Source organism: Photobacterium atrarenae (assembly GCF_024380015.1).
Lineage (GTDB): Bacteria > Pseudomonadota > Gammaproteobacteria > Enterobacterales > Vibrionaceae > Photobacterium > Photobacterium atrarenae.
Genome location: NZ_CP101509.1, coordinates 150,911 through 162,890, shown reverse-complemented (window position 1 = coordinate 162,890; position 11,980 = coordinate 150,911). Strand labels below are relative to the sequence as shown.

The 11,980-nt window shown below is 53.5% G+C and carries 10 protein-coding genes; 5 read left to right on the top strand and 5 right to left on the bottom strand.

Annotated elements, in window-relative coordinates:
* Window positions 1-4 precede the first annotated feature (4 nt).
* On the bottom strand, window positions 5-1,027 hold the full coding sequence (locus tag NNL38_RS16925) for an efflux RND transporter periplasmic adaptor subunit (RefSeq protein ID WP_255392270.1): 1,023 nt from the start codon (window positions 1,025-1,027) through the stop codon (window positions 5-7).
* A gap of 150 nt (window positions 1,028-1,177) precedes the next feature.
* On the bottom strand, window positions 1,178-1,465 hold the full coding sequence (locus tag NNL38_RS16920) for a hypothetical protein (RefSeq protein ID WP_255391601.1): 288 nt from the start codon (window positions 1,463-1,465) through the stop codon (window positions 1,178-1,180).
* A gap of 454 nt (window positions 1,466-1,919) precedes the next feature.
* Here NNL38_RS16920 and NNL38_RS16915 point away from each other — a divergent pair, with 454 nt between their 5' ends.
* The 3 genes from NNL38_RS16915 to NNL38_RS16905 all read left to right on the top strand — a co-directional run bounded on the left by NNL38_RS16915 (window position 1,920) and on the right by NNL38_RS16905 (window position 6,928).
* Window positions 1,920-4,079, top strand: a complete 2,160-nt coding sequence (locus NNL38_RS16915; RefSeq protein WP_255391600.1) for a thioredoxin domain-containing protein — start codon at window positions 1,920-1,922, stop codon at window positions 4,077-4,079.
* Complete coding sequence (locus NNL38_RS16910) at window positions 4,076-5,908, top strand: SagB/ThcOx family dehydrogenase (protein WP_255391599.1); 1,833 nt, start codon at window positions 4,076-4,078, stop codon at window positions 5,906-5,908. Before NNL38_RS16915 ends, NNL38_RS16910 begins: the two co-directional genes overlap by 4 nt.
* Before the next feature lie 168 nt (window positions 5,909-6,076).
* On the top strand, window positions 6,077-6,928 hold the full coding sequence (locus NNL38_RS16905) for a GNAT family N-acetyltransferase (protein ID WP_255391598.1): 852 nt from the start codon (window positions 6,077-6,079) through the stop codon (window positions 6,926-6,928).
* 336 nt (window positions 6,929-7,264) lie between these two features.
* On the opposite strand, the gene NNL38_RS16900 is transcribed toward NNL38_RS16905, so the two are convergent.
* A complete protein-coding gene (locus NNL38_RS16900) occupies window positions 7,265-7,483 on the bottom strand; it encodes a hypothetical protein (protein WP_255391597.1) in 219 nt (72 codons plus the stop codon).
* A 21-nt stretch (window positions 7,484-7,504) separates the two neighbouring features.
* On the opposite strand from NNL38_RS16900, the gene NNL38_RS16895 reads away from it, so the two are divergent.
* A complete protein-coding gene (locus NNL38_RS16895) occupies window positions 7,505-8,644 on the top strand; it encodes an MFS transporter (protein WP_255392269.1) in 1,140 nt (379 codons plus the stop codon).
* A gap of 224 nt (window positions 8,645-8,868) precedes the next feature.
* On the opposite strand, the gene NNL38_RS16890 is transcribed toward NNL38_RS16895, so the two are convergent.
* Window positions 8,869-9,792 carry a DMT family transporter gene (locus NNL38_RS16890; protein ID WP_255391596.1) on the bottom strand — a complete coding sequence of 308 codons (924 nt, stop codon included), beginning with the start codon at window positions 9,790-9,792 and terminating at the stop codon, window positions 8,869-8,871.
* A 90-nt stretch (window positions 9,793-9,882) separates the two neighbouring features.
* Between NNL38_RS16890 and NNL38_RS16885 the strand changes: the two genes are divergently transcribed.
* Window positions 9,883-10,797 (top strand): LysR family transcriptional regulator, encoded by a 915-nt coding sequence (locus tag NNL38_RS16885; protein ID WP_255391595.1) that lies wholly within the window; start codon window positions 9,883-9,885, stop codon window positions 10,795-10,797.
* Between the two features lie 136 nt (window positions 10,798-10,933).
* On the opposite strand, the gene NNL38_RS16880 is transcribed toward NNL38_RS16885, so the two are convergent.
* Window positions 10,934-11,869 (bottom strand): LysR substrate-binding domain-containing protein, encoded by a 936-nt coding sequence (locus NNL38_RS16880; RefSeq protein ID WP_255391594.1) that lies wholly within the window; start codon window positions 11,867-11,869, stop codon window positions 10,934-10,936.
* Window positions 11,870-11,980: the final 111 nt, after the last annotated feature.

The following is an 11,980-nucleotide window of genomic DNA, read 5'->3' as shown; positions in this document are numbered from 1 at the left end:
GCCTCTAACTGTCATCGGAAGCCAGTGGCCTGGTTGGTCTGGCTTTGTGGAGCATAGCTTCGCGGATGCCGGGGGCGTGGTTATTTGTTCCGTCGGGAGCGGCTTGAAGGGTCATCGCCGGGGCTGCCATGGTCTCCTCTCCGGCATTGATCTCGACAATCGCTGTCATCCCGGGTAGCAATGATTCGCCCGGATTTTCTGCCAGCAGCACCACGGTATAAGTTACAACGTTGTCGACAATGATGGGGGCCACCCGAATTTGGGTGATCCGAGCTTCAAATTGCCGTTCACCGTAGGCTGGTACGGTAAACACGGCAAGTTGTCCAATCCGGATCAGGCCGATATCCGCCTCATCAATTCGGGCATGAATTTCCATTTCGGTCAGCGTGCGGGCGATTTTAAATAGTTTCGGTGCCTCAAGGCTGGCGGCCACGGTTTGTCCGCGCATGACTTCACGAGAGATGACGACACCGTCGATGGGGGCGCGAATCGCGGTCCGCTCCAGAGCTATTCGGGCCTCTTCCAGTGCCGCTTCCTGGTTTCGGACCACGGCTTCGGCCCGCTTGAGTTCGGCGCGGGCTATCCAGACATCGGTTTCTGCTTCATCAAGTGTATTCACCGATGCGGCGCTACGTTTGTTAAGAGTTTTGACTCGATCCAAAGAACGCGTCGCCTGCCGTAGCGTTGCTTTGCGTACATCGACGGTAGCTTTGGCATCATGCAGGGCGGCTTCGGCCTGTCGAAGCTGGGCGGCAAAGAACTCGGGATCCAGGCGGGCGATGATTTGATCGCGATGGACCACATCATTGAAATCAACCAGCAATTCGATGATACGGCCGGAGACTTCGGAGCCGACTTCGACCTCACCGACCGGTTTCAAGCTGCCGGAGGCGATAACGAACTGGTCGAGTTCGGAACTGGGAGGGGAATTGGATGACTCAGTATATTGTGGTGAATCGGGCGAATCTGAATATTGCGTCTCTTGCTGTAAATCATTACATGCAGTGAGTGAGGTGAATAGAAACATCATGAAGAGAAAAAGTTGACTGTGTGAGCGCATCGTGATCCTCACCCTCGTGGAAGGTAGCTCGCTTGCTTTGATTAAAAAGGACTTAAGCACAGCTACAGAATTAATAGCGGCAGCTCGGGAAGAGCGCCGCTATTTTTGTCGTTCCAATTAACTCCAGTATCTATCACAACGTCGAACCACATGTTTCCTTTTTTTGTATTCAGAGCGTTTCTTATAATCGGAGTACTTCTTGTGACCATAGTATTTTTTGTAATCGCCGTATTTTTTATAGTCACGTTTTTTCGAGTAGTCACCGTAAGATGGCTTGGAAATAGTGCAGCTCACTTTGACTTTTGATTTATAGCCATAGCTATGGCTATCTTTTCCGTAATTAGCTTGAGCGCCAGTCGCAACGAGTGCTAGCGCAGCTATAAGGCCAACTGTCTTAATATTCATTTGATTAATATCCTGATATCAACTATTAGGACACTCCTGTAATTTTATCTGGCCATTCCATTTGCCACGATATTATTTATAGATATTGGCGGGGAGGTCTGCAAAAAAACAGGATAAATATCCGTTTCAATATTGAGACACGATTATTTCTTATCAGAAAGGGGTAAATTTGTAAGCGTATAAACCCAGAGCACAGTATTTTCCTCCAAGCTGTTCTGAACTGAAGGTGCAACGGTAAGATTATCTGATTTCTGTCGATTACCGCTGCGGGATGAGTTTGAATCGAGCAAGCATTATTTTTCTGAGGCCTATTCCATCCGATAAGACAGCGTGAGAGAAACTTTCTGTTATGCCCTGGTTCGACAGGCGGTGCCTCAGTACCTAGACTGATCACAGAGCCTGTTTTTTAATGGCGGGCTCTCTTCGTTGCTTTATGACCCACAGGCGCTGCTTTATGGCCACACATCCAGCTGATATTCCCAGTGAGAAAGAGCTTGAGCTACTGCCCGAAAACGGTGGCGGATACTGGAACCGTCTGGTATTCGAGCAAAGCCCGTATTTGTTGCAGCATGCTGCCAACCCGGTGGACTGGTACCCCTGGGGTGAGGCGGCGTTCGAAAAAGCCAAGCGGGAAGGTAAGCCGATCTTTCTGTCGATCGGGTATGCCACCTGTCACTGGTGCCATGTAATGGCACGTGAGTCTTTTGAAGATGTCGAAGTGGCGGCGTTGCTGAACCGGGATTACGTGGCGATCAAAGTGGATCGGGAGGAGCGGCCGGATGTTGACCATCTCCACATGGCAGCCTGTCAGGCGATGACTGGCAGAGGTGGCTGGCCGCTGACCTGTTTTCTCACACCGGACGGCCAGGTGTTTTATGCCACCACCTATTTGCCCAAGCAAGGGAGTTACAGCCATCCCGGGATGATGGAGTTGCTGCCCAGTGTAATTCATGCCTGGCAACATCAGCAGGATGTTTTGTGCAACGGCGCACAACAACTCAGTCATCAGCTCCGGGCGCTAGAGCGTCAGGCCACATCGGGAACGATTGCCCGTAATATTGAACATCAGGCGTTTGAGTTGTTTGAACAGAGCTTCGATCCGCTGCATGGGGGATTTGGCCGGGCACCGAAGTTTCCGTCGCCACACCAGCACTTGTTCCTGCTGCGGTATTGGCATCGTTATGGTCAGCCGCAGGCACTCGCCATGGTGGAGAAGTCGCTGCAGATGATGCGATTGGGCGGTTTGTTCGACCATGTCGGGTTTGGTTTTCACCGTTACAGTACGGATAACCGCTGGCTGCTGCCGCATTTTGAAAAGATGCTCTATGATCAGGCAATGTTGTTAAAGGCCTACAGTGAGGCTTTTGCGGCGACCGGAGATGATTTCTACCATCAGACGGCCGGTGAAATCACCCACTACCTGACGACCCGGATGCAGCATCCTGACGGTGGTTTTTATAGCGCAGAAGATGCTGATATTGAAGGAGAAGAGGGGAAGTTTTATATCTGGCACCATGAGGAGCTGAGTCGCATCCTGACGCTGGAAGAATTGAGCTGGTTGACTCAATGTTTTCATCTCTCGCCACAGGGAAACTACTGTGATGAAGCGACCGGCAGCCAGAGCGGTGCGAATATCCTTCACCTGTCACGTTTACCGCGGCAACTGGCGGAAAGTGCCGGAGAGTCGTTGCCAGCGTGGCAACAGCGCTGGGAGAGCATTCGCCATCGGCTCGCGAATCAGCGTATGCAGCGAGTCCCGCCACTTCGGGATGACAAGGTTCTGACGGACTGGAATGGTCTGGTCATTGCGGCACTGGCGCGCAGTGCATGGCTGCGGGAGGCGCCGGAAGATCTACAGGCCGCCCGGCAGGCTTTCGACTTTGTGCTACGTCACCTCAACGACGATACCGATCAGCTCAGCAAGCGCTATCGCAATGGCAAGTCCGGCTTGCGGGGGTTGCTGGATGACTACGCCGGCATGATTGGCGCAGCCCTGGCGCTGCATCAGGCCACGCTGGAGGTGAGCTATCTGCGTCAGGCTTTGCGCTGGACAGAAGTGGCGATTGCCAAGTTCTGGGATCCCAGCCATGGGGGCTTTTTCCTGACGGAGTCGAATAGCGAGTTGGCGGTGCGGGCCAAGGATGGCTACGATGGTGCTTCGCCGTCAGGCAATGCCCTGATGGCTCATCACCTGGTAATGCTCTATCAACTGACAGGAGCGCAACGCTGGCATAACTATTTTGATGGTCTGGTGGGGGCGTTTGCCGATCAGGTGAACGCTTATCCGGCCGGATTTACCATGTTGTTGACTGCGCTGGACTGGATACAACACCCCGGTCCGAATCTGGTTCTTGCCGGTCCGGCTCCGTTGCCGGAACTCATGGCACCACTGCGGGGGCAATTTCTGCCCAATGCAGTGTGGCTGGGAATCGATGCCGAGCATGAAGCTGAACTCAGCGAGCTGGCGCCTTATACCCGCCAGATGAAGCACAATGAACCGGTTTTATATGTTTGTCAGGGGACTGCCTGTGAACTGCCGGTGGTTGGCCGCAAGAAAATAGAAGCCCGGCTCCGGGTACTGGTGAAAGAGTTGAACAGGGTACCATCAGCGTGAGTTCCGGCAAGGACGATCACGCAGAATGCGGCGGCGGCCCGGAGCAGCGCGCCGAAACGCATGTGGCGTTGCCTGTGCTCGATCCTGTGACGGCTATATTTGATTACCATGAGCGTACTAAGCATCAGTTTGATCGCTACGCCAGAGCGCCGGGCTATTTAGATTGGGCCAACCAGCCGTGCCCGTTCCGCTGTTATGCCGGCACCCGAACCTTCGAACTGCCGCTGCCTGAGCAGGACACCACGCCGGGCTACGACGCGTTCTTTTCCGGGCTGGCGATTGCGCCGCAGACAGTTAATACAGCGTCGTTATCTGCGCTTTTTTACTATTCGTTGGCGCTCTCAGCCTGGAAAAGCTATCAGCAAAACCGTTGGTCGTTGCGGGTGAATCCGTCGAGCGGAAATTTGCATCCGACCGAGTGTTATCTGATTGCAGACGCGATACCGGGGCAGACCAAGACACCGGGGGTCTATCATTACTATCCGCTGCGCCATCAACTGGAGCAACGGGCGACATTCAACGCCGCAGACTGGCAGGCGCTCATCGCGGGCATCGTACCAGAAGGTGAGACATTACCTGATGGGAGTTTTCTCGTCGCGCTTAGTTCGATTCACTGGCGGGAAGCCTGGAAGTACGGTGAGCGGGCGTTTCGCTATTGTCAGCACGATTGTGGGCATGCGTTGGCGGCGCTGTCGATCGCCGCTGGCTTGCAAGGCTGGCAGGTCCGGCTGGTGGAAGGGATCTCGGATCGGGATCTGGCGACCTTAATCGGTCTGGATCGTGCGCGGGATGGTTTTGACCCGACAGAGGCGGAATGCCCGGATTTGCTTGTTGTGGTGACCCCGGCAGGAACGCGCATTGATCCTGGCTGGTCGCCCGTCCCGGATGTGGTGAATAGGATTGCCAACGCCGACTGGCAGGGTCAGGCGAACTCACTCAGTGATGCGCATCACCCCTGGCCCTGGATCGACCAAGTGGCTGAGGCTGCGCGTAAACCGAAAACGGACTTGAACCTGGAAGCAGAAGCGAGTGCGGAAACAAAAGTTAAGCCGAAGCCGGGCAAAGCGGGCGGAACTGATCAGCCGTCTGTTGTGAATCAAAGCTCAGAGATCAAGTCGCAAATCGGTAACTCTCCGCTCACGGCAGGGCAGGTCATCCGCCAGCGTCGTAGTGCGTTGGATATGGACGGCAGCACTCATATCAGTCGCCCGCTGTTCTACCACATCCTCAGCCGCACTTTGCCACGAGAAAATCCCCGCCTGTTTTCTGTGTATGGTTGGCCAGCCCGGGTACACCTCGGACTCTTTGTGCATCGGGTCACGGGGCTGCCGCCCGGGCTTTATGCGTTGATCAGAGACGTGTCGGTTGGTGAGCGGCTGCGTCAGGCGACGAATCCCGAATTTATCTGGCGAGCCCCGGCAGGCTGCCCGCAACATCTGCCGTTGTATTGCCTATGCGAAGGGGATGCCCAGGAAGTGTCGCAATTGGTGAGTTGCCATCAGAGCATCGCCAGCGGTGGCGCGTTCAGTTGCGCGATGCTGGCTGAATTCGAGCTGCCGATCCGGACACTGGGACCGTGGTGGTATCGGCACTTGTTTTGGGAAACCGGGATGGTCGGACAGATGCTCTATTTAGAAGCAGAAGCCAAGGCGATCCGGGCGACAGGGATTGGCTGCTTTTTCGATGATCCAGTCCATCAACTGTTCGGGATTGAAGATCACAGTTTTCAGAGTTTGTATCACTTCACCATGGGCGGCCCCATAGAAGATACGCGATTGGAAACCCGCGCAGCCTATTATTTCCTGGAACCGGATGGTTTCGAGTCATAACGTCCTATGCATTCGCCTCCTTGCTGACATCCGGGTCAGACTTCAGGCAGAACACTACGGGTGCATGCAAAAATAGACACAGTGGTCGAGCCAATTGAACGTTACTGCTCATGCTATGCTGCTCGCAAGATTATCGGCGACAAAAAAATAAGATGATAGAGGAGTATCATGATGAAAAAGCCGTTTGTGATTCGGACCATGACCCGGGAAGAGGTTGATTTGGCGATTGAGTGGGCCGCGCAGGAAGGGTGGAATCCGGGGCTAGACGATGCTGCCAATTATTACGCCGCCGATCCGAATGGGTTCTTGATTGGCCTGCTCGGGGATGAACCGATTGCGACGATCTCAGCTATTCGTTATGACGCCTCGTTTGGCTTCATTGGCTTTTATATCGTGAAACCGGAATATCGTGGCAAAGGTTACGGTATTCAAATCTGGAATACCGCACTGGAGTCTCTCGAAGGTTGTAATATTGCACTGGATGGGGTGGTGGCGCAGCAGGACAATTACAAGAAGTCAGGCTTTCAGCTGGCTTATCGCAATATTCGCTATGAAGGTGCTGGCGGTGGCGGCCCTGCGCTTAGCCCTTCGATTGTTCCTCTGTCAGCACTGTCGATCGACCAGCTTCAATCTTATGACCAGGCCTTTTTTCCTGCACCGCGTCCTCAATTTCTGCAAACCTGGCTCCGCCAGCCATCTGCGCAAGCCTACGGGATAGTTAAAGATGGACAACTAACCGGGTATGGCGTGATCCGTCAATGTCGCTCGGGTTATAAAATCGGCCCTATATATGCCGATACCCCGGGAATGGCCGAGCAGCTGTTCCTGGCGTTGAAATCAACCGTGAGTGAGCGTGATGCGATTTTTCTTGATGTGCCGGAAGTCAACGCGGAGGCTGTGGCATTGGCGGAGCGTTACCAAATGACAGTGTCATTTGAAACCGCGCGGATGTACACCCAAAGTGAGCCGGAACTGCCGCTCAATCGCATTTATGGCGTAACTTCTTTTGAAATCGGGTAAAGGTGTGTGAGGGCAGGTGAGGTCGTGGGTGTTTGCCATTTGCCAATTGCCGTTGACTTTAAACGCTTCACAGGATATTTTCCCCGCCGAGTTCAAACATAAAGACGCTTGACCATGATTTATATTGTCCTGAAGCGCTTCGTCAGAAGGCTTCGCTCCGTGCAGTTCCACGATGAAGTGTTGCCCGGAGCCTGAATGATACCAATCGCAGTCAATAAGAGGCCATCCTAGCTTGTTAAAATGCTCGATAACGACGTTAGAATTTTTGATTGTAGAATCACTACTGATCTAAAAATTCTGCCTTGTTCTCAAACATTTTTCCTGCGCTATTTCTGATCACTGACTGACTTTGATTGGTATGACTGAATCTTCATCAGATGCTGTGATGCGCGAAAAGCGCAGGACAGATTGTATCTGATGAAATGATCGAGCGATGGCCGGTGATGATGCTTCATCACCGGCCTTTTTGTATCCAAAATTCGATACATCATTTTCTTGAATCACAAGATCAAGGGGCCGGTTTATTGCGACCGGCCCCTTTTTATTTTTGAACACAGTGAGTTCCCTATGATTTCAATGTTTACTTCGACATTGCTCTTTTTGATTGCGTTTCTGGTGGGGGCCGATGAGCTGCTGCTGGGCCCCATTCTGGCGCCGATTGGCCTCGATTTGGGGGTGAAGCCGGAGCGGGTCACGTTCTTTATTACGGCATATAGCTTGGCAATTGCCCTGGCTGCGCCATACTTCGGTCGTTTGTCTGACCGGATTGGGCGGATGAAACTCATCGTTCCGGCGTGTGTCCTCTTCGGGTTAGCCTCGATTGCCACCGGACTGGTTGATGATTTTGAATGGGCTTTAGTGACCCGTGTTGTGACCGGTTTGGCCAGCGCCGGGATGTTACCAATTGCCTTCGCGCTGGCCGGCGATCAGCCCGGCAAACACGCGATGAAGCAAATTGTACTGGTACAGGCAGGGCTGACCCTCGGGATGATTGCAAGCCCGGGCATTGGGGCACTGTTGACCGAGTGGTATTCGTGGCGGGTAGCGTTCATCGTACTGGGCGCAGCGGCTTTGTTGGTAGCGCTGGCATTGGTGTTCACCGCGAAAGCACATTTCGCTACGCGTCTCGTGAGCCGCGGGTCCGGCTCATCCTTCAATCCGTTGCTAATTCCGGGAGCCGCGGGGGCGCTGATGGCGATGGGCTTTGGCCTTGGCGGTGGGATTGGGGTGTTTAACCTGATCGGCCAGCGACTCCGCGATGGTGCGGGGCTTGAGGTTGCCTTGATCGGGATGGTGTATGCATCTCTCGGCGTGGTCAGCGTACTGGGCAACCTGGCGTTGTCGCGGGTGATGCGACGTGCTGGCAGTGGCCGGGTCGTGATGCGGGGCGCCTTGGTGGTTTGCTTAGGCTGTAGCCTGTGGGTGTTCACCGGCGATGAACTGACTTTTCTTGCGGCTGCACCGGTATTGGCGCTGTGGTCGTTGGCCGGTGGGGTCGGCTCCCCGGCGCTTCAGAATCATATCGCGCAGCTTTCTGAAACGGATCGCGGCGCATTGATGGCCATGGGGATGAGCATGATGCACCTTGGCGTTGCTCTGTGGTCCGGCTCTGCGGGATTGGCGTATTCACTCGGCGCGCCGTGGGTGGCCGGGCTTGCTGCGGTTGTGTTCGGTGTTGCGATTCTTGCGCTACGGCCGGTCGGGAAAAGCAGCTAGGCAGCACAGGCCTGCATATGTTTGAGAGTTCTCGTACTTTGAAACCATGTGGGTGGGCTGTGTAGATGTATTGCATATAAAGCGAAAGCCCTCTTATGCTTAGAGGGCTAATTAGTTGTGATTCACTTTAATTTGATTCACTACAAGGTTGAGCTATTTGTGTCAGCTTTATTGATCGCAGGTTGGTTGAGAGCCGAACGGACACCTGAGTGCCCGTTTGCTATTTATTGAGGTTGTTGTTTGAGACGGAGCGCTGTGAGTTTCTGTTTTAACACCGGATAGGCATTCCCGATCAGGATGCCGCATCCCACCAGGAAGATCCCGGCAATCTGAATCCATCCGACATCACCACCCGTCAGGACGCTGATCGCGACCGTAAAAACCGGCATCAGGTTAAACAAGGAAGTGACCCGGTCCGGCCCCAGCCGCTGAGCACCTTTCATCCAGAAGTAATATGCAATCAGTGTTCCGCCCAGTCCCATGTATATGATCAAGGCGGCATCTTGAGCAGTCATAGCTTTCAGGGCATGGACGGGGGTATCGACGAGCCAGACTACAGTGGACATCTGCAGAACACCAAAGCTCATCATCCAACGCAACTGTTGGCTCAGCGGGATATGTGCGACCCAACGCTTGGCCAGAATTGTGAACAGACAGCCACTGGTGAGCGAAACAAGCATCAACCCATCACCCGGATTGAAGGTCAGCGCGGTGAAATTGGCTTGGGTGATCACCAGCAGGACCCCGGCCAAACTGATCAGCGCCCCCGTGATATGGAAACTGTAAATGGCGGTATGAAGCAGCAAGGCGGAAAGCAGAATACCGGCGAGTGGCATGTTGGCGGCGACAATCGCGGCATTGACCGGTGATGTGTATTGCATCGCGCTGAAAATAGCAAAGTTTTGGATCAGGACGCCGACCAGCGCGATGAAAAACAGGGCAAGTCTGTCGCGCGGTTGCAGTACGGACTCTGGCCCGGCGCGTAACGCTCTGAGCCCCAGCAGCACCAGAGCCGCAACGGAAAAGCGTAAGGTTGCGCCCATCAGCGGTGAGATATCGTCGCCGATAGCTTGAATGGCATTGAAATTACTGGCCCAGAAAAAAATCGCGATGACGACCCCGAGCCAGGTAAAGGCATGGTTTGGCATGGTGAACCTCAGGTTTGAAACAGGAAGCCAAAGCATATAAATTGCATTAGTGATTGTTAAGCGACAGTTTTAAGAGGGTTTATCTCAAAAATGAAAGGTCATTCTCTGGATGATTTACACCTGTTTGTGCAAGCAACCCAGTATGAGAGCCTGACCCAGGCGGCAGACCGGCTCAATATTCCGCTTGCCACCTTGAGTCGGCGAATGAAACGGCTGGAATCTCAGCTTAATTGTCGGTTGTTGAACCGAAGTGCCCATCACTTCTCGTTAACGCGGGACGGCGCTCGTTATCGTCAGCTGTGTGAGCCCTTCCTTCATGGCCTGGAGAGCGTGCAATCGCGGATTGAAGACGATCGCCTGGGATTGTCCGGCAAGATTAAGATCTCGGCTCCGATCAACATGACGCAGGTTTGGCTCAAGCATTGTATTTATGCGTTTGCCGAAAAACACCCGGATATCCATATCGAACTGGATGTTCAAAATGAAAAGATTGATTTGCTCTCCAGACAGGTTGATCTCACCTTTCGGATCGGCGATCGGATAGAGACCGATTGGATTGCCCGCAAGCTATGGCATCTGCCGTTCAAGTTATGCGCTTCGACGGTGTATTTGAAGCAACATGCGCCAATCACCCATCCGTCTGAACTGGTCGACCACCGCCTGCTGACGATCACTGCCGATGCTCATTGGGCTATGCAGCACCAGATCTCAGGGGAAACATTCCAGTTGAATCAAGGGTTTTGTTTTACCTCTAATGATGTGCTGCTGGTGCGGGATGCGGCCAGCCAGGGGTTGGGGATCGCCTGGATGCCACCCTATTACTTCGATTCACACTCGGAAGATGAGCACCATTTGGTTCCGGTGCTGCCAGACTGGAAAGGGCATGACCGGGAGGTTTATCTGATGTACCGGGACCGGGAGAACCGGCCCGCGAGGATTGATGCTTTTATTGACCATGTGTTTGCCTGGAAGTCGCAATACTACGGGAACTTAGAGATGAGCTAAGCCGTTTTATTCCAATCGTAGTCAATAACTGGTCATCCTAGCTTGTTAAAACGCTCGATAACTGCGTTAGAATTTTTGATTGTAGAATAACTGCTTATCGAAAAACCCCGCCTTGTTCTCAAGCATTTTTCCTGCGCTATTTCTGATCACTGACTGACTGTGATTGGTAAGAACTGAGTTTTCGGCCCAGCCAGTCAGCGAATTGGCAAACCGCCGGGTTGGTCCGGCTCCGATCAGGTATTTTCAAATAATAATCCAGGCCGGAGAAAGGATGCGCGGCTGCGCTTACAGCGGGCTCTTGCGGCGCAGAGACCAGCCAACCGTTGGCCAGCGGGGTTTCGACCAGCAACTGACTGACCAGCGCTATCCCCTGCCCGGCAAGGGCGGCCTGGATGATCTGGTTTTCTTCTTCAAATTCACGAACCGTGATTGGCTGTTGGTTGGGGAACAGGTTTCTGAGTCTTTGCTGATCATGAACTGGGGGCAGTGCCGGGTTTTTCCACCGGGTACACAAGATGCTGGCCGGGGAGGCTGCAGGCCGGAGGAGGCTTTGCCAGTACGCGGGTGCTGCATAGCACTGGAGCGATTCGCGAAACAGCAGTGAAGCGTCGGGATCATCATCCGGCATGATCCCGTAGCGGATGACCAGATCGACCTGGTGCTGGGTAGTTATATCTACCGGTTGATCATCTGCTTTCACCTGAATATCGATATTTGGGTGCGCGCTGCGAAATTCGCTCAGATGAGGCACCAGCCACATTGCGGCAAATGCAGTGGTGGTCCCAATGGTCAGGGGCGCATCGCGATGGGTGATTTCATTGAGGGTGTCCGAAAGCGCCCGCAGCATTTGATGGGCGACCCGGGCAAGCTTTTCACCATCGGCAGTCAACACAACGGCGCGGGTATGACGTTCGAACAGCTTGACCTGGAGCTGCCCCTCTAACGTGCGGATCTGATGCGATACGGCCGTTGGTGAAACATGCAGCTCCAGGGCCGCTTCTTTAAAACTGCCCAACCGTGCCGCAGATTCAAAGGTTCTGATACTCCTGAGTGACGGCAGTTGACCAAACATAGCGCTCCCTATAAGTGAAATTTATTCACCTGTCTGAAAATTAATCCCTTTTGTCAAAATGTACTGCTTTGGTGAGAATGATCCCGTTCAGCACACTTTGTTAAGAAGGTT